18 protein-coding genes and 1 pseudogene are annotated in these 18763 nt (G+C 60.0%); 5 read left to right on the plus strand and 14 right to left on the minus strand.

The window, feature by feature from the left end; genetic code table 11:
• Positions 1-10 precede the first annotated feature (10 nt).
• The 4 genes from KF814_04365 (at position 11) to KF814_04380 (ending at position 3812) form a co-directional block, all read left to right on the plus strand.
• Entirely contained in the window at positions 11-904 is an 894-nt protein-coding gene (locus KF814_04365; protein MBX3235365.1) for a tetratricopeptide repeat protein, read from the plus strand.
• 123 nt (positions 905-1027) lie between these two features.
• Positions 1028-1765 carry a hypothetical protein gene (locus KF814_04370; GenBank protein ID MBX3235366.1) on the plus strand — a complete coding sequence of 246 codons (738 nt, stop codon included), beginning with the start codon at positions 1028-1030 and terminating at the stop codon, positions 1763-1765.
• Between the two features lie 5 nt (positions 1766-1770).
• On the plus strand, positions 1771-3153 hold the full coding sequence (locus tag KF814_04375) for an MFS transporter (GenBank protein MBX3235367.1): 1383 nt from the start codon (positions 1771-1773) through the stop codon (positions 3151-3153).
• Between the two features lie 239 nt (positions 3154-3392).
• Positions 3393-3812: a hypothetical protein gene (locus KF814_04380; protein ID MBX3235368.1), complete on the plus strand. Its 420-nt coding sequence runs from the start codon at positions 3393-3395 to the stop codon at positions 3810-3812.
• 175 nt (positions 3813-3987) lie between these two features.
• Here KF814_04380 and KF814_04385 read toward each other — a convergent pair whose 3' ends face one another.
• The 12 genes and pseudogenes from KF814_04385 to KF814_04440 all read right to left on the minus strand — a co-directional run bounded on the left by KF814_04385 (position 3988) and on the right by KF814_04440 (position 14365).
• Complete coding sequence (locus KF814_04385) at positions 3988-4341, minus strand: RNA-binding protein (protein MBX3235369.1); 354 nt, start codon at positions 4339-4341, stop codon at positions 3988-3990.
• Between the two features lie 285 nt (positions 4342-4626).
• A complete protein-coding gene (locus KF814_04390) occupies positions 4627-5301 on the minus strand; it encodes a 2OG-Fe(II) oxygenase (protein ID MBX3235370.1) in 675 nt (224 codons plus the stop codon).
• Between the two features lie 34 nt (positions 5302-5335).
• Positions 5336-6127, minus strand: coding sequence for an ABC transporter permease (locus KF814_04395; protein ID MBX3235371.1), 792 nt, complete (start codon positions 6125-6127; stop codon positions 5336-5338).
• Positions 6128-6134: 7 nt separating this feature from the next.
• Positions 6135-6536, minus strand: a complete 402-nt coding sequence (locus KF814_04400; protein MBX3235372.1) for a hypothetical protein — start codon at positions 6534-6536, stop codon at positions 6135-6137.
• A 36-nt stretch (positions 6537-6572) separates the two neighbouring features.
• On the minus strand, positions 6573-7301 hold the full coding sequence (locus KF814_04405; GenBank protein ID MBX3235373.1) for an ABC transporter ATP-binding protein: 729 nt from the start codon (positions 7299-7301) through the stop codon (positions 6573-6575).
• Between the two features lie 21 nt (positions 7302-7322).
• Positions 7323-8027, minus strand: a complete 705-nt coding sequence (locus tag KF814_04410; protein MBX3235374.1) for a NapC/NirT family cytochrome c — start codon at positions 8025-8027, stop codon at positions 7323-7325.
• Positions 8020-8529, minus strand: a complete 510-nt coding sequence (gene mobB, locus KF814_04415) for a molybdopterin-guanine dinucleotide biosynthesis protein B (protein MBX3235375.1) — start codon at positions 8527-8529, stop codon at positions 8020-8022. The genes KF814_04410 and mobB overlap by 8 nt, the downstream gene beginning before the upstream one ends.
• 18 nt (positions 8530-8547) lie before the next feature.
• A complete protein-coding gene (locus KF814_04420; protein MBX3235376.1) occupies positions 8548-9846 on the minus strand; it encodes a molybdopterin molybdotransferase MoeA in 1299 nt (432 codons plus the stop codon).
• A gap of 13 nt (positions 9847-9859) precedes the next feature.
• A complete protein-coding gene (locus tag KF814_04425; protein MBX3235377.1) occupies positions 9860-10813 on the minus strand; it encodes an Mrp/NBP35 family ATP-binding protein in 954 nt (317 codons plus the stop codon).
• A 57-nt stretch (positions 10814-10870) separates the two neighbouring features.
• Complete coding sequence (gene tatC, locus KF814_04430; GenBank protein ID MBX3235378.1) at positions 10871-11821, minus strand: twin-arginine translocase subunit TatC; 951 nt, start codon at positions 11819-11821, stop codon at positions 10871-10873.
• Between the two features lie 80 nt (positions 11822-11901).
• Positions 11902-13341 (minus strand): annotated as a pseudogene (locus tag KF814_04435) (Do family serine endopeptidase).
• Positions 13342-13597: 256 nt separating this feature from the next.
• Positions 13598-14365, minus strand: coding sequence for a hypothetical protein (locus tag KF814_04440; protein ID MBX3235379.1), 768 nt, complete (start codon positions 14363-14365; stop codon positions 13598-13600).
• Positions 14366-14532: 167 nt separating this feature from the next.
• Here KF814_04440 and KF814_04445 point away from each other — a divergent pair, with 167 nt between their 5' ends.
• A complete protein-coding gene (locus KF814_04445) occupies positions 14533-15372 on the plus strand; it encodes a glycosyltransferase family 2 protein (GenBank protein MBX3235380.1) in 840 nt (279 codons plus the stop codon).
• 12 nt (positions 15373-15384) lie between these two features.
• On the opposite strand, the gene KF814_04450 is transcribed toward KF814_04445, so the two are convergent.
• Together KF814_04450 and KF814_04455 are read right to left on the minus strand one after the other, a co-directional pair.
• A complete protein-coding gene (locus KF814_04450; protein MBX3235381.1) occupies positions 15385-16902 on the minus strand; it encodes a hypothetical protein in 1518 nt (505 codons plus the stop codon).
• A gap of 10 nt (positions 16903-16912) precedes the next feature.
• On the minus strand, positions 16913-18733 hold the full coding sequence (locus KF814_04455) for a hypothetical protein (GenBank protein MBX3235382.1): 1821 nt from the start codon (positions 18731-18733) through the stop codon (positions 16913-16915).
• Between the last annotated feature and the right edge of the window lie 30 nt (positions 18734-18763).

Consider the following 18763-nt stretch of genomic DNA (forward strand, 5'->3'; position numbering starts at 1 on the left):
GTTCAACACCGTGGCCAGTACTCGAACCCTTCGTCACGTTTGCCTGAGCGTGCTGTGCCTGGGGCTCTCGTCCCCCTTGGCGACTCCTGCCACAGCCGCAAGTCAGCCGCTGCCGCCAACCCGCACCACCGCCTCGCTTGAACCTCAACCGCTCCAGGAAGAACAAATTCATTCGATCGTCGAGAAGATCACCAAGCCCGTCGATACGGATGCCGAAGCGATGCGACACAACGATTTGGGCGTGGCTTTTGTCTTCAAGGGCGACGTCGAACAAGCCGTGGACGAATTCAAGCATGCGCTTCGCTTGCAACCGAACTATTTCGCGGCGCATTTGAACTTGGCCAACACCCTGCTTGATCTCGGTCGATATGAGGACGCGCTGGCGGAATTCAAACAGGCGCTCAAACTCAAACCCGACGACCTGAAGGCTCGCAATGATTTCGGCGTGGCACTGAAAACCACCGGGGACCTCGGCGGGGCCGTAACGGAATTCAAGGCGGTTCTGCAACAGCGGCCGGACGACGTCCATGCGCACAACAACCTCGGTGTGGCGCTGAAAGCCATGGGCGACCTTGAAGGGGCCATCGCCGAATACCGGACCGCGTCGGACCTGCAACCGACCGACGTGAACACGCACTTCAATCTCGGGTTGGCATTTCTCGAAAAGAAAAACGTTGAGGGCGCCATCAATGAATTCCGCACCGCCCTCCATCTGCGACCGAACGACGGCAAGATTCGCTACAACCTGGGTCAGGCGCTGGCCAGCATCGGCCGGCGAACGGAAGCCGCGCAGGAATTGCGGCAGTACCTGCGACTTGAACTTGACACGCCAGCCAACCACCGTTGGATCGAGCAGGCCGAGGCGAAAATTCGCGAACTCGAGATGCCCGAATCCAATCGGTGAGCCTCCGGTCGCCCCTCCTCCAACTCCTCCTCGTGTGTGCCTGCCTGGTTCGGCACCCCGAAGATCAGTACGGATGAGCGCTCGCACCTCACTCGTGCCCTAGCCTGAAGGACCTTTGATACTATGACCGACAGATTCGACCGCGGCGCTTCCAAGGCCCATCAGCCTACCGTCTCCCGCCCCGTCAGTGGGAAGGGAATCGGTTGGCTGCTGCTGGCCGTCTGTTTATCGCTATGGCCTACCGCGGTCCTGAGCGGGCCCGAGCCCTCGGCTGAACCAGGCCAAACATGGGATTTCGATACGCTGCCGCCAGGCCCAATACCCAACGCGTTCCAAGTCGGCACGTTCTACGACGGCAGGCCGGCCGGGGAATGGAAAATCATCATTACCGACCGAGCGAAGAGCCAGGGACAAGTACTCGCCCAGGTCCAAGCGAAGGGATCGGATCAAACGCACAAACTGCTCCTCTTCGAAGGCAGCAACAGTGGAGACATCGATGTCGAGGTGTCCTATCTTGCCGTCTCGGGAAAGGCCGCTGATGGCGGTGGGCTGGTCTGGCGTGCCTCAGACGATAAGAATTACTATCTGCTCCGAGCCGGCGCGATCGACCACAAGGTTCGCCTCTATCGGATGGTCAAGGGAGTTCCCCAACCCATCAAGGGCATCGATCGAAACATTCAGGCCGGAGGCTGGCACACCATCCGCGTGGTGCAAAAGGGCTGCGAGATTCAGGCATTTTTCGACGGTGAATCGATGTTTCGACTCTGCGATTCAGGCTTGACGACCGGTCGCATCGGGCTCTGGACCAACGCCGATGCCGTCACGTACTTTGATGATCTCCGCCTACGCCGATTGCACTAGACTCGATGCGCGACTCCCCCCCACCCCACAGTCGCCCCGCCGAGAGGGGCTCACTGCTTGAGCAGGCAACACCGACCTTATCCGGTCCGAATCGCACGCGGCTCTTCGGCCTTGCGCTTGACCAAGTAGACCGTGACCAACGGCTCATCCTCCTCGTCACATGGTTTAGTTGGACCCTGGGTGCGATGGACACGATGATCTACTCACTGGTCCTCACCCCCGCCCTGACCGAGTTGCTGGCATCAGCCGATTCCGGCTCGCCTGTCTCCACCGGAACCGTCGGTTGGTACGGGGGAGTGATCCTTTCGACCTTCCTCGTGGGATGGGCGGTCGGCGGTGTGGGACTCGGAAGTCTGGCTGACCGCCTGGGACGAACGCGAGTGATGGTGCTCTGTATGGTGGTAATTGCCGTCTCGACCGGCCTTGCCACATTTGCCCAGGCTTGGTGGCATCTCGCCGGCACGAGGTTTTTTACCGGCGTCGGCATCGGGGGGCTCTGGGCAGCCGGCGCAGCACTCATCGCCGAGGTATGGCCTGAGCACAACAGACCCCAAGCAGCCGGCTTCCTCCAATCCGCGTGGGGGTTTGGATTTTTTCTGGCGGCCGCCCTCCATTTGCTCGTCAAGGGATATGGCTGGCGGGGGTTCTTCGCTCTTGGCTTTCTCACGATCGTGGCCGCCTGGCTCCTCACACGTCGCACCCATGACTCATCGCGGTGGCAATCCTCCCATGCGGCGGAGGAGCAACCAGGCCAACTCCATCCGTCGCGCCTTCGTCCGCTATTCAGGCCGGACTATCGCCGTGCGACCTGGTCCGGCACCACGCTGGCGTTTGTCGCGGTATTCGGGCTCTGGGGGGCGACCAACTGGACCCCGAGTCTCATCCAAGCACTCCCGGACCTCGCGGGCCTCGATCCCTCGACGACAGCTTCGTACGTGTCGTACGCGGTGATGTCCCTCAACGTCGGCGCACTGCTGGGGTATTTCGGTTTCGGATTCCTGGCCAGCCGCCTCGGCCGAAAGCCGGTCTTCGCGTTGATGTCAGGCGGAAGTCTCATCCTGGTTCCCGTCACCTTTCTCTTCCCGCATTCCTACACTGTCGCCTTGTGCCTGCTTCCGATCTTGGGTTTCTTCACGAAAGGGATCTTCGGTGGGTTTCCGCTGTACTTCCCGGAGCTCTTTCCCACCAGGCTGCGGTCGACTGGGGCGGGATTTTGTTATAACGCGGGGCGCATCGTGGCCTCGATCAGTCCCTTCATGACCGGTACGTTGGTATCCACATTCGGCAGCTTCGGCATGGCCGCCTCGACTATTGCCGCCATCTATCTTGTGGCGCTGGCGATCCTGCCGTTCGCGATCGAAACTCACGGTCGTCCCCTCCCTGAGTAGGAAGTCAGCATCGCGGCTGCAATAAAAATTTGTGCGGGACGACGGATTGTTGTCTTTGCCTGCCTCGTGTTTGTCTCGGTGCCGTGCTTCCGCATACGGTGCGCCTGTCACCAGGAAAACCCCCTCTACCTCCAATTGGATCGAAGCCCCATCTTTTGCGGGAATCGATCGACACCTCGGTTACACCAACCCAGAGCAGACTCGTTTCACTTGCATGATCCGTTGCCAGGAGTGCTGCCATGGCCGGAACGCCTCGCATCGAACCCATACATACAGCCGAGACCATTTTGGTGGTAGATGACGACCCCAAAGTGCTCATGCTGTGCAGTCCCCTGCTCAAGTATGCCGGCTACCATGTGTTGGAAGCGGGAGATAGCGCACAGACGCTCAAGCATTGTGCCGAGTATCCCAGGCGCATTGACTTGTTGCTCACAGACCTGCTCCTACTCCCTCCGACGCTGCAGCTCGCCTCGGAGGCGAATCAATACCCTAATATCCATGGACACGAATTGGCTGCTCGCGTCACCGCCAGCAGACCAGTTACACGAATCCTGCTCATGTCCGGCAATCCCGACGAAGAACTCACCCGACATCGGATCGCCAGAGGCAGCTACCCGTTCGTCCAGAAACCGTTCGACATCACCCTCTCATTGATCTGATACGCGGAATCCTGGCGGCCCCCGCATCCTCGACGACCGATACTTCCGGCTCTGCGCTGGCCTCTTAGCGTCCGGCTCCCCGACCACCCGTTCGCCCTTCGAGCCCGGCCAATAGGCAAAAAAAAGGGCGGCCACCGTATGGTGACCGCCCCGACGTCCCGCAGGACAAGAAACGTTACCAGCGATCGCGCCTGGAGCCGCCGCCCCCACCGCCACGATTGCCGAACCGATCCCCGCCACGACCCTGCCCGCCACCACCACCGCCACCGCCGAACCGCGGTTCCTGTGGACGAGCTTCATTGACCGTTAACGTGCGGCCACCCATTTCCGACCCATTAAGAGCGGAAATCGCCTTTTGAGCATCCTCTGCGCTGGCCATCTCCACGAACCCGAATCCACGCGACTGACCGGTGAATTTGTCCGTGATGACGCGGGCGGATTCAACCGCACCATGCGCAGCGAACAGGTCGCTCAATTGTTGTTCGGTCGCCGCGTACGGCAACCCGCCGACGTAAATTTTAGAACCCATGTGGGTCCTCCTCTTGGGTAGTGACATTGTCTTGAACGAAGGAAACAAAGGGAAAGGTCTGGCCGAAGACGCGATCGATGGGCGACTTAGGTCTGGCTTTCGATTGGATTCCCGGGCAAGGCAACATCGATATAGGCCTGAACTATTTCAGCACGCTGGCTACCAGGCCCCCATAGCCAACGGCACACTGTACCACGAGCACTTGAGCCATACAAGGCGGCGGACCGGCAGGAGAGACTCCTTGCGCCAAAAATCGGCAGCCCCTCCCAGCCCCCTCCGCCCTGCTCAAAAATGTTCCGTCATGAACCAACCAGCAATGGACAAGCGGCGGTGCGTCCCGGCCGTCTCATCCACTCGGCACACACGGTGGAATCTTGGGACGGTAAACATGACCAAGGACCCCGGAAGCGGCGCAATACAATGTGTAATCCGCAGTTTGGACTTCTTGCCCGAGGATTCACCCTCCGGCGCGTAGACCATCAACTCACCACCCCAGTCCGATTCCCATTCTTCATGAAAGTAGGTCACCATTGCCAGCCGGCGGAGAGGTGCGGCATGGCCCCCGGTCTGATAGCCCTGGGCCGTATCGTCATGGGTCAGGAGGCAGTCCCCCACTCCATAGGAATAGTAACTGAACCCAAGGTGCCGTCCCTTGATACCGGAAAACGACTCGACATACTCCTGAATGGGCTTCATCGGAAGCCGTCGCAAGAGTATTTGGGCCTGCGGCTGGGAAATCTCCGCCTTAGACCAGTTCCCTGAATTCGGAAAATCCTCACGCACGTGGGGAAGCTGACTCAACTCGTTCCAATTGGCCCGGTCCATCGCCTCGCGAAAAGCCCGGCGCTCATCAGCGGACCAAAAGTTCTCCACCACCAGCACCGGTGTCTTGTGAAAGGAAAAGTTGTCGAGCTCGGCCGAACTCTTTGCTCCCTGCACCTGCCCAGATTGAACCTTCACCTCATCGCCTCCCGTTGAGAAAGTCCGGCCTTGCCTATTCACCCACTCGCACCAACAGACCTCGATTCTTGCACACATTGAAGGTGTGATGGAACCAGGCTACGACGACACCCAAGTAGAATAAATTCAGGCCCCAGGCCCAGCCAAGTTCCCCCACAGGCAGCACCTGAGCGGTCAGGAGATTGCGCATGCCTTCGAACACGTGGGCCGCAGGATTAACCCAGGCGACCCCTCGCAACCACAGCGGCAGCACGTCCATCGGATAGAACACGCAGGAAATCGGTTGAAACAGAAAGACCATACTCCAGGCAAGCACCTCAGCCTCCTGCCCAAACCGCATGATCAATGACGTGGTGAACACCCCGATGATCCAGCCGGTCAATATGAGGTTCATGATGAACGGAATCAGCCACAGACCGATCACGAACACGTTGTAGGAATAGAACAGCCAGGCGCAGACGGACATCACGACGGACACGGCCGTAACCTTGAACAGACTCATCGCCATCGTCGCGGCCAGGAACTCGCTGGGCTTGAGCGGGCTGGCGAAGAGATTCATGAGGTTCCTGGCCCACAGCTCCTCGAGAAACGAAATCGTGATGCCCTGCTGCGACCGGAAAAGCACATCCCACAGAATCAGCGCGCCGAGGAAAAAGGTCGCGACGGAAGGAACCTGCCCCTGAAACTTTGTGAGGTAGACGGTAATGAAACCCCAGATGACGAGATCGAGGAAGGGCCAGTAGATGATCTCCATCACCCGCGGCAAACTGCGCTTATATAGATACAGATGCCGCACGACCAGGGCGGCAATTCGGTGCAGCTTCATCGGTGGCCTAGTGCTGTTCGTGGCAGTGTCCGCACCCGCCCTGTTCCTCGTGCACTCCCCACAGATGATGGAGTAATAGGCGGCTGCCTTCCAGAAAGGCCGGTCCGATGCGACGGCCGTCTTCGAGCCGCCACAAGGCGATCATGCCCAAGACAGCCGCAGTGGCCGCCAAGCCTGCCACAAAGCCTCCGCTCCCCACTCGGTCAGGCGCCGCAAACCAGAGCATCCCCCCTGCACAGAGCGAGGCGATGACGGTGGCGCTTAAACTGCTGAGCACGATCATCCATCCGCAGGTCCCCCGGATCGCGCCGACGGCCCCGATTACGAGCCAGACCAAGCCCCACATCATCATGAGGCCGAATCCACCGACCAAGAAACCGATCCCTGTCGACACCCCTATATCGAGCATGTTCCGTTCGTCTCCCCGGCGTCCGTTCTCGCCCGCCTATCGTTCGCGGGCCAGTTTGAGAAACACTTCCTCCAGATCCGCCTGACCGAACCTCGTGACGATTTCTTTCGCGGTTCCCTCGGCCACAATCCGTCCCCGCTGCAGAAAAATGATTCGATCCGACATTTCCTCCATCTCCCGCATATTGTGGGACGTGTATAGGACGCTGAGCCCACTGGCTCGACGTTCCTCCAGCAGTACCGACCTGACCTTGTGAGCGATGTCCGGGTCCAGGCTTGCGGTGGGTTCGTCCAAGAACAGAATCTTCGGCTCGGTGAGAAACGCCTTGGCCAACGCAAGCCTCGTCATTTGGCCGGACGACAGCTTGCGGGTCAGCTTGCGGCGGAACTCCTCCATCTCCAACTTCTTGACGATCTCGTCGATGCGCCGAGGAATATCCGACAACCCGTACAACCGGCCCACGACGGCCAGATTTTCCTCCACCGTCAAGGAATACGGCAGAGAAATATAGGTGGAGGAAAAATTCACTTGCTGCAAAATCTCTTCGCGGTGAGTCCGAAGATCCAGCCCGAACATCCGGATGCTCCCGGCCGACGGTGTCACCAGCCCGAGCAACATCTGAATGGTCGTGGTCTTGCCCGCTCCATTCGGCCCCAGCAGCCCCAGAATCTCCCCCTGGCGGATCTCGAACGAAATTCCGTCAACGGCGGTAAAGTCACCGAATCGTTTGCGCAGGCCGGAAACTTCGAGGACAGCGGAAGACATGACGACGGGGATCCTGTGACACTACAGTGACAAGAGCTCTTTCAACCGATCAGGCAGATGGCAGGTCTCACACTTGCGGCTCACGACCTTTCCCTCATGCTCGGTTTTGTTATCGTGACAGCGAAAGCAGTCCGCAAGCGCACGTTTGTGCAACACCGTCCCCTCGGGATGCTCCGGCTTCCACGGCTTGCTGTCGGCGGACACATGTCCTCGGGGAATGACAATGGGATAGCCCTTGATCGGCCGCTCATGCACAACGGCGGCATGACAGGTCGTGCAGCCTTCTCCTTGAGCGCGCTTGTCGAACGCCTCCATGTGCGCTCGGTGACTCATCACCAACCCGACCTCCTTCACCGGAGGCGGCAGATCCCGAACGGCGACCTCCGACACCCGCAGGATGTTCCGGTGGCACCCCAGACAGACGTTCGAATCCACCTTGGCCTGCAAATTGTGCGGATCGGTCGGTGTGCCGAACAGCGTGATTGCGAGGTCTTTGGTCCCGTTCCACGCCTTGTCATGGATCCATCCCGACAGGCCGGGGCGAACGTGGCACGCGACGCATTCCACTTCTTTGTGCGACGACTTGGCCCAGCTCTCGTAGGAAGGCGCGATGGTGTGGCAGCTGGCGCAGAACGTCGGACGGTTGGTCAGCGGAATCGCGATTCCCCCCACAGCCACTGCACCGGCCACGATCGCACCGATCACAATGGCGGGAGCGCTACGCATCGACTCGCTGAGTCTTGGGGAAATGCCGCATGATCAGCGCGGCGACGCCCGACACGTCGTCGGGATCCAGCAGCGGAACCTTCGTCTCGATCGGCTTATTCGATACGAGCGCCAGGAGGCCGTCCTCAGAAACGGGCGCTTCGCCGATTTGATCACGAATAACCACAATCTTGGGATAGTCCTCGCTTCGCCACCCCTCGGCAATGATCAGATCGTACGACGAATCCAGATACTGTTCCCGCACGTCTTCCACTTTCATCTGGTCGGAGACATCGGCGAACATGGCCAAGCTGCTCTTGGAGATAATGACGACGCTGCTGGCGCCGGCCTGCTTATGCCTCCAACTGTCCTTGCCTTCGGTATCCAGGTCGAATCCGTGGCCTGCATGCTTGACGGTCGCGACTTTGTACCCAGAGCGCACCAGTTCGGGAATCACGCGCTCGATCAAGGTCGTCTTCCCGCTGTTGGACCGACCGACAAAACACAGAATCGGGACAGCCATGGCGCATCCTTTCGATGTTCAACAACAAGAATGCCGATGGCCGCTCGACGGTGCCGCATCGACCTGTCCGCCCCAGGCAGACCCGTTCAACAATTGGACGGTCACCCGATCGCCGGGGTTGACCCGCTCCACCTCGACCGGAATATCGATCAAACAGTTCGCCTTCACCATGGAGGTCAAAATGCCCGATCCCTGATCACCGGTCGTGCGAACCTTGAAGACTCCGTCCTCTCGCCAGATGATGCCCCGAAGAAAGTGACGGCGATCCGTGCGCTTGGAAAACTTCTCCTGGAAGAAGGCTTCGACGAGCGGACGCCCATAGCCACACATGCCGGCCATCTTCAACATTGCCGGCCTAACCAGCTGTTCAAAGGTCACCATCGAGGATACAGGGTTACCAGGTAATCCGAACGCCAGCTTTCCTTGAATCTTGCCGAAGGCCAAGGGTTGACCGGGACGGATCGCCAGCTTCCAGAAATTCATCTCCGCACCGAGGTCTCGAAACACCGCTTTCGTGAAATCGTAGTCGCCCATCGACACGCCCCCTGACAACACGAGGATGTCGGCGTTCAACCCGTGGGAGATCTTCTCTTTCAATTCGGCGGGATTGTCCCGCGCAATCCCCAACAACAAGGGAATGCCCCCCGCGTCCTGAACCGCGGCGGCAATGCCATAGCTGTTGGAGTTGATGATTTTTTCCTCGCTGAACCGTTCGTCGAGATCGGCTAGTTCGTCGCCCGTCGAGAGAATGGCGACGCGCGGACGCTGATACACGAGGACGAACGACTTGGCGAGAATGGCCAGCATTCCCGCTTCTCCAGGGCGTATTGGGGTCCCCTTCGCTATGATGCAATCGCCCTTCTTCACGTCCTCGCCCTGGGGCCGAATATTGGCGCCGCGGACTTCGGGCTTGAACACCCGAACGGACTCGGGGGTATGTTCCGTATCCTCCACCTTGACGACCGTATCCGCGCCACGAGGGATGGGCGCGCCGGTCATGATGCGGATCGCCTGGCCCTGCCCGACGGTCAACGACGGCATTTTTCCGGCCGGCACATCCTCAATCACTTTCAAGGTCACCGGCTTGCCGATCGCATGTTCCTGTGCGATGTCCTCGGCACGAACCGCAAAACCGTCCATGGCCGAATTATCCCATGGGGGGTTGTCGCGCTGGGCAACAATGTCCTCACCCAACACGCGTCCCAAGGCCTCCAAAATGGAAACCTTTTCGACGCCCAACGTAGGTGCGGCATCCAACACAATCCGTTGGGCCTCGACCAGCGGAGTCAATCCAAGATGAGCATCCGGAGCTTTCACAGTCGCTCTCCGATCAATGTTGATGACGGGGCGCTACCTTGAGCAACGACCCACTTTTCTTGCAGAAGGCTTCGACTTGATTCGCAATGTCGTGGTAGGCCTGCGCCGTCGCCGTATCGGAATTGAACAGGGCAAACGGTTCACCCGCATCGCTCTGCGTAACAACCTCAGGATCCAGCGGGATCCGTCCAAGGAACGGCACGCCCATATCCGCCGCCGACGCTTCGCCCCCGCCCTTCCGAAACACGTCGACGTGCTGGTGGCAATGGGGACATTCCAGTCCGCTCATGTTCTCGACGATGCCGATGATCGGCACTTCGCTGTCTTTGCAGAACGTCACGGACTTGCGGGAATCGAGCAGTGCGACCTCTTGCGGCGTCGTGATGATGACCGCGCCGCTCACCTGCCCCAAAAGGTCGATCGTCGTCACCGATTCGTTGCCCGTTCCCGGCGGAAGGTCGATCAGCAGAAAATTGAGATCCTGCCACTCGACGCCGCCCAGGAGCTGATTGATGAACTCATACTTGTAGGCGTCGCGCCAAATGATCGGGTCGTCTGGATTCTGGAGCAGAAACGACATCGAGGCGATCTTCAGATTGTAGGCCTGAAAGGGAATGATTCCGCCCGACGTGCTGATCTTGAGCTTCTGACCTTCGGCGCCGACCATTTTGGGAATGTTCGGCCCATGGATATCCATGTCGCAAATGCCGACATGCCAGCCTTTCAACGCCAGGCTCACGGCCAAGTTCGTGGTGCAGGTACTCTTCCCCACCCCGCCCTTGTTGCTCATGATCAAAACTTTGTACTCGATGCGCTCCATTCGTTTCGCCACGAGCCATCGACTGTGCCCTTCTTTGTCCTTTTGGCAGGTCTCGTTCTCGTCGCATATGGCACAGGCCCACATATAGGTACAGGTATCTCCGCCGCCCGTGGTGACCGGAGTAACCATTTTGAGTTCTTTAGCCATCTGTTCCTCTCTCAATGCAGCTGGGACAACTTGGCACGCAACCCGACTGACCCTTTGCTATCCTCGACGTCCGCCGGACGGCACGCCGACATACTCGCTGTCTCCCGATCCCCCGGCGACCGGTGCGACTACCTTGGCTCCCGTTCCTGCCCCGGCGGCCCCCATCACAGGTACCAGATCGGCTGAAGGCGCCTCCGCCTTCTTCTTGTTGAAGATGCCGGCGCTGATGATCCCGACCTCATAGAAAATGTACATCGGCAGCGCCATCAGGCACTGATTGAAGGGATCGGGCGTCGGCGTCAGAATCGCGGCAAAAATGAAGGCGGTCAAAAAGGCCCATTTCCGATATTGTTTCAACAGAGGCGCATCGACCCAGCCGAGCTTGGCCAGTAACGTAATCGCAAGCGGCACCTCAAATATCAAGCCGAACACCAGGAGGAACCACAGGGCAAATCCCACGTACTGGGCAATGGAGAGCTGGGGAATGAATCCCGCGTTGACGCCATAGGAAATCAAAAAGTTGAGGGCAAAAGGCAGCACGAAAAAGAAGGAAAAGAGTAGGCCAAGATAAAAGGCCAACGTGCTCAAAATCACAAACGGCCCGACGAACCGGCGTTCTTGGGAGTGCAGTCCCGGAACGACGAACTGCCACACTTCATACAAGATGTAGGGAGTCGCCAGCACGAGGGCAAAGAGCCCAGCGACCTTCACGTTCTGCCAGAGCGCTTCAGCGGGAGCGAGAAAGACGAAGGGAACCGTAGGCAAATCTGTCGGCACCCATGAGAGGGCGCCGGGCACGAACATGTTTTGAAGTGGGACGCGAATCCATTTGACGAGGGTGTCGGCATAGAAGAACGTGCCGACGAAGATGATCGCCGTCACGATGACAGCGCGGGTCAACCGGACCTGGAGCTCGACCAGGTGCTCCATGACCGGCATCTTTTTATCTTCGAGCGGCTTGAAGACCGAATCCTGCAGCCACTCTTGGAACTTAAACCCGTCAGCCATTCACATAACCCTCAACCGTCGGCCTTCAGCCACCAGCCTGAATTTTGGCTGATAGCTGAAGGCTGTCCGCTTATTGCCGCTTACTTCGGATTGACGGCGACGAACAGGTTGTTACCCTGCCGACTGAGCAGCAGCACCACCATCTCGTCCTTCTTCACCTTGGCCGACGCCTTATGATAGTCCTCGATGGTCTTCACCACTTCGTGGTTGACCTCTTGGATCACATCGCCCCGCTGGAGACCAGCCGCCTCCGCCGCGCTTCCGGTCTCCACTGAGCTGACGACGACACCGGTGGTCTTGGCGGGAATGTTCAGCTGGCTCTGCATGGCCGCGTCAAGCGTCTGCACGCGTAAGGCTGCCAAGACGTTGTCCGGCGGCTTGACGGTGTCGGCGGGCGCACTCCCTCCCGGAGACGGCTCGCGCTTCGCCAGGATTTCGTCGGACGGACGCTCAGCCACCTTGACCTTGAGCATCTGTTCCTTGCCCTCGCGAAGGATTTTCACGTCGGCATCCTTCCCGACCGTAGTGCGGGCCACCAGGTTGCGAAGCTGGCTCACGCTCTGCACTTCCTTGCCGTTGAATGCCACGACCACATCGCCGCGCCGCATGCCGGCCGCGTGCGAAGGACCATTCTCATTCACGTCGCTGATCAACACACCCTTGCGCTGCTCCGGTAACTTGAAGGACTTGGCGAGCGCCGGGGTGATCTCTTGAATCGCCACACCCATCCAGCCGCGGACGACCTTGCCGGTCTTCGTGAGGCTGTCCACGATGTCCATGGCAATGCTGCTTGGAATCGCGAACCCGATTCCTTCCGAGCCGCCGGTGCGGGAGAAAATTGCGGTATTGATACCAATCAGCTTGCCCTGCATGTTCACCAGGGCGCCGCCGGAATTGCCCGGATTGATCGCGGCATCGGTTTGAATGAAGTCTTCATAGTCGGCGATGCCCACATTGCCGCGGCCCAGGGCGCTGATGATCCCGAGGGTCACGGTGGAACTGAGCCCGAACGGGCTGCCGACGGCCAAGACGATATCCCCAACCTGCAATTGGTCGTAATCGGCCCACTGTAGCGAGGTGAGATCCTTGGCCTCGATCTTGATGATCGCCAAGTCGGTCTTCGGGTCCGTACCCACGATCTTCGCGGCGAACTCCCGGCGATCCGACAGGGTCACGGTGATCTGCGAGGCTCCCTCGACCACGTGGTTATTGGTCACGATATAGCCGTTGGGATCCAAAATGACGCCGGACCCGGCGCTCTGCTCGGGACGATGGGGACCGCCGCCCGGAGGGCCACCACCAGGAGGCTCCATGCCAGGGGGTTCGTCACCGGGAGGGGCACCACCCGGAGGTCCGCCGCCCGGAGGACCTCCGAAAGGTCCGGGAGGCAACTGCCGCCGACCTTCACGACGCCCTTCGCCACTGCCGGTCACGGCAATATTCACCACCGCCGGCGTCACCGCCTTCACAATCTCGGCAAACCCTTGGGCAAAGGCCGGGGGCACCCCTGCAGCCTGAGCCGGCGCACTGATCTGAAACGCCCCGGCCGAAAGGATGACCGCGAGCAGCGAAACCACGCCGACCGCCTTGAACGCTAGACCGCGCTGATGTCGATACGCCATATCAACTCCTCCGGAAGCCTGAAAATGAACTAACTGCCGCATTTCGCTCGTAGAACGTAGCATTCTACACTATCCCCTGAATAGCCTTCAAAGAGGAAAAACCGACGTCCTCCGTTGTGCTGCCGAGGAAAGACTAGACTGCGCCCTTCCATCTTCAATGAGCACGCTCAATCTCCAATTCCCGTTGTCTGATCCAAGCCCGTTGGATGTCACTGGCTAAACGCAGCACTGCTTGTTCCATGGCCACGAGCCTCAAGGTGATGGGAGCTCCCTCATAGGTCGGAGGCCAGATGCGACGCTCAGGGTCCTGAGGTCTGAGATAGATGACAGGATACCATTGCGAGATGCCCGGGGCCGTCGGACTGTCTAGTGTAGCCCAGGCACGCCCCTCAGCATGCAACATGACCCGGCCGGTCGCCCCCTCGATCAAGGCTGCCTCAGCAAGAGACCAATTATCTCGGCGAAACCCCGGCTGGCGATGCGTGGTCCAGCCCAGAAACAGGGAAACCGGATATTCCTGCTCCATGCTCGTCAACACCGCTAACAGCACATACGAAGTCCCCAGGCGAGCGGCCAAATCGTTCCAACGAAACGGCTCTGTGGGTACCGGAGGCAACTCGTTCGCGTGGACGACCCGATCGATGATCAACGGATACCCGCGACTGACTGCAGCCTTTAACTCATCAGCAACCTTTCGAAGCGCTTCATCGGGCAAGGATGGTGCGGCATCCGGGCCCCCGCTGTCCGGAATGAGGACCAACGCCACGCGGATCGGCCGGTCAAGGGGAAGAGGTTGATCCACGGCGGGCACCTCTCCCGCATACAGGACATAATGCCCCAGCCGCCCTGCCGGTGCCGGAGCCGCACAACCAACGAGCCAGAGACAGAGGAACAGTCCGATCAGCCGGTTGACCTGCGTCATGCATCCCCTGCGCATCGAGGTGTGATTCACACGGTGAATCGAATACTTCCAGTACAGTCTCCTCCGGAGTCGAGCCCTGTCAAGCGCGAGGGTTTCCGCTTGCAATTCACCGGATGCTCAGCTACCGTGTGACAGTTTTTCAGGGGACATCACCCTCGGAAGATTCCATGGCGACTCAACGCTGTTCCATCGAGACACAGCATTCCGATTTCGCCCCGTCGCTTTCCGTCATCATCCCTGCCTTCAACGAAGCCGAGCGTCTTCCGTCTACCCTGCAACGGATCGTCGACTATCTCGATCGGCGCAGGACCTCCTATGAAATCATCGTCGTCGACGACGGCAGCAAGGACGGAACTTCGCAACTGGTCGCTGCCCTGACGCGGGAAAACCGACGCATCCGCCTGATCAGTTCCGCTTCGAACATGGGCAAAGGCGCCGCGGTTCGCAGGGGTATGGATGCAGCAAAAGGCGATTTTCGCTTGTTCGCGGATGCCGATGGTGCGACCCCGATCGAAGAACTTGCCAGACTGGAAGCGGCGATCAATGCAGGAGCCGATCTCGCGATCGGTTCACGGGCCCTTGCCTCCCGCGATCATGCCTATACGGTCCGTGCGGGACGCTACCGCAGCACACTGGGCTCGCTCTTCAACCTGGTAGTCCAACGGCTCGGTGTGACCGGCCTGTCAGACACCCAGTGCGGCTTCAAACTGTTCCGCCGGGCGATTGCACAGGATCTCTTCTCCGTCTCCTGCGTCGACGGCTACGCGTTCGACCTGGAGCTGCTCTATATTGCGCAACAGCGCCGTTACCGAATCGCGGAAATCCCGGTCAACTGGGCCGACCAACCCGGATCGAAAGTCCGGCCCTGGCGTGACGGGATGCTCATGCTCCGTGAATTCGTTCACGTCCGGCGTCGGGACGCACAAGGGCACTATGGTGCGCGTTACCAGGCGCCCGCTGACCTACTCAATCCGTCACTCTCCGCCGCTGAGCCCAGCCAACCGTAACCCGCTTCATCCTCAAGACATCTCTTTTTTAATCACGAGAACCTTGGGATCCGCATAGAGCACGGTCCAGCCCGCTCGCCCGGAAAGCGCCTCGGCCAAGGGCGTGCCCTTGCCGACCAATGCCCAGTCTACGTGGTACTTGGCCAAGATCTCCAAGCCGGCTCGATCCGCCTGATTCAGCCGAATGTAATCCGGGAAGATCCGTCGGTCCCCCAGCCGCCAGGCCGGCATGCGACCGTCGATGAAAATCCGCTGGTCCGGCAACCACCATAATAGGAACCCTCCGTGTCCATACTCGTTGTAGAGATGAGACCCAACCTGGTCCCGATGGTCCCGAATCCATCGCACAGCCTCAATGGGATATTCGGTCTGCTCGAAGTATCGGTCCGTCTCCGTGCCGCATCGCCACACGTGGAGAAGGTGGTCTGCGCCCAGCTGATAGAGCGCGACGCCGGCGACCACCGTGAGGGCCGCCAGCCCTCCCTGCAGCGCCATGCGCCGATTCGACCACGCACGCACGAACCGGCCGCCAGCCGCTTCCAGCAATTCAGCCAGCAGCGGGACACTGACAACGAGAAACAACGTGACGTTCCGCCAATGCAGCAGCGACAGAAGGAAAAACACTGCCAGCAGCACCCACCGGACCGGCTCTATGCGTCGGTAGAATCCACCGGCCAAGAGTAACAACCCGACGAGGTACAGAAGATAGGCCCGCCCTGCCCAGCCTTGAAACGAAACCGGCTGCCACTCTCGCAGATTTTCCAGCATGTACCGGTCCATCAGCGAATCGTAAATTTCCCCGTGCAGATGCCAGCCGTAGGGATTCACCAGCGTCACGGCGCAGGACGCAGCCAAGACGACGATGACACGGCTGATCTCCTGCCGCGTGAGGATCGCCTCGCCGACGGCGCCTTCTTGTAAAATCCTCCACTCGACCAGCAACCGACAACCAACGGACACCGCCAGCGCCAGCCCAAGGAGAAAGATCCCGGCCGTAAATCCCCCGTGCAGATTGCTCCACACGAGAAAGATCGGAGGAAGCCACCACCGTAGCCGGGGCGATCCTCGCAGCATGCGCGTCCAGACCCATAGCACGAGTGCCACGCCCACCAGGCTGACCAGCTGCGTTCGCGCCCCGAGATAAGGAAGCGCCACCCAGAGACCGCACACCATAGCGACCATTCGCGCAGTTCGATGGGCCGAGCCGGTCTTGGCACCGATCCACAATGCACCGGCACCAGCCGAGCCGAATAACAGGATCATCGCCATGGGACCGTAGGCGCCCAATGCCCGATGGAGCAGGCCCAGAATGCCGTCCGTCAACCAGGCATGTTCCACCCAATGCCACTCGGACATCGTATGCGAATAGGGATCCGTCACCGGCAGAAACCAGCCCTGGCTGATCAAGTCGAGGCCGGCGCGCAGGTGCCAGCCGAAATCCGGCTCCACCAGCGGTTGCAGCACGAGATTGGCGATGAACAACAGGAGGAGGAAATCGAGAGCGGCAGTTGGCGAGGCGGCATCCTTCACGGTCGTGCACTCACCCGCCGTCGGCCGCACGCGGGACCAAGTAGTGACCGAGAACCAGCCAGTCGACCTCGGTCCTGAGAAAGCAACGGATCGCGTCGTCCGGCGTGCAGACGATAGGCTCTTGGACGTTGAACGATGTATTGAGCAGCACCGGCACCCCCGTCAGCCGATCGAACGCCGCGAGCAACTCATGGTATCGGGCATTGCTCTCGTGCGTGACGGTTTGAATTCGCGCCGTGCCGTCGACATGGGTGACGGCCGGAATGAGCCCTTTGGCCGACGCCCGAACGGGAACAGCAAATTGCATGAACAAAGCCGGGCGAGGACAGTCGAAAAACTCATTCGCCCGCTCAGCCAACACGGAGGGTGCGAATGGGCGAAAGGGTTCACGCAGTTTCACTTTGCTGTTGATGAGCGCGCGCATATCCTCCCGCCTGGGATCCGCGAGGAGGCTTCGATTGCCTAGGGCGCGGGGGCCCCACTCCATGCGGCCTTGAAACCAAAAGACGAGACGTCCCTTGGCCAGTTCCGCCGCCACCCGTTCGCTCAGCCGATCGTCCGAGAGGCGTTCGCTGCGTAGACCAGCCCGCTGGATGGCGGCGGCCAGGTCCTGGTCATCGAATTGCGGCCCGAGCGCAGCGGACGTCATCTCGCAGCGGGACAAGCCGGTCCCGCGTCTGGCTGTCCACCAGAGGGCGGCCCCGAGCGCAGCACCTGAGTCTCCAGCCGCAGGCGGCACATACACGTTACGAAACCCGAGTTCTTTCGCGAGACGCGCGTTTGCCACGCAGTTATAGGCGACCCCGCCCGCCACGCAGAGCGAGTCGGCTTTGGTGATCGACCGGAGATGGCGCCCCATATGTAGCAGCGTCTCTTCCAAGACAAGTTGCGCGCTGGCAGCGAGATCGCGATGCCGCTGCCCCACGTCTTCGTCCGCACGACGCGGCTTCCCGAAAATCTCGATGAACGCCGCCGTGAATAACCCGAGGCGGGCGAGGTGAAAATCTAACAGTCGAACATTCAATTCGAATCGTCCCTCGGACAAGAGGCGCAGCACGTGCCGGCGCAGCTGCTCCGCATAGCGCGGCTCTCCATAGGCGGCCAGCCCCATGACGATGTATTCATCCTGATCGGGCTGAAATCCCAGAAACGCGGTGATGGCGGCGTAGAATTGTCCCAAGGAATGAGGGAGCGGAATCCGATCCAACACGGTGATCTTTTCCCCCTCACCGACCGCAAGTAAGGCCGTGTCGGCTTCCGAAGCTCCGTCGACCACTAGAATCGCAGCACGGGTGAAAGCGGATGGCAGAAACGAGCTGGCCGCATGGCAGAGGTGATGGTCGAGAAACGACGGGGTTGGTGCCCCAGGCTCCACCCGGTGCTCCAACTCGGACTTCAGGCGGAACAGTTCCCACCATTCGTGCGACAGACGCTCCGCAGAGCGCCGCCCCTTCGCTCGAAACAATCCCGGAGATTGGAGCATGGCGGTAACCGCCAGCCGGGCCCTGCGTCCGATCATCCAGTACTTCCAGGGCACCGCGACCGCGTCCAGTTCGCGCAGAGTCACACCAGCCTCCCGCAGGCAAGCGCGTATCGCCTGGACCGGCAAGGCCGTGACATGCTTGATGCGAACGAAGCGTTCCTCTTCGGCCGCCGCGACGATGTGCCCGTCGTGGACGACCGCGGCAGCTGCATCCCGCATATTGGCAAGGCCCAGCACGATCATGTGATACCCCGGCGAGCCGACGATCGTTGTGCGTGTCGGTCGGCTAGAATAAACGACGGCCGACTCCGTCGCAAGCCGCGCCTGCGGTTGCAATGGTCTAGCCATTCCTGTACCGTTCGAGCCACGAATTTGCTT

It is taken from the genome of Nitrospiraceae bacterium, from assembly GCA_019637075.1.
Lineage (GTDB): Bacteria > Nitrospirota > Nitrospiria > Nitrospirales > Nitrospiraceae > JAHBWI01.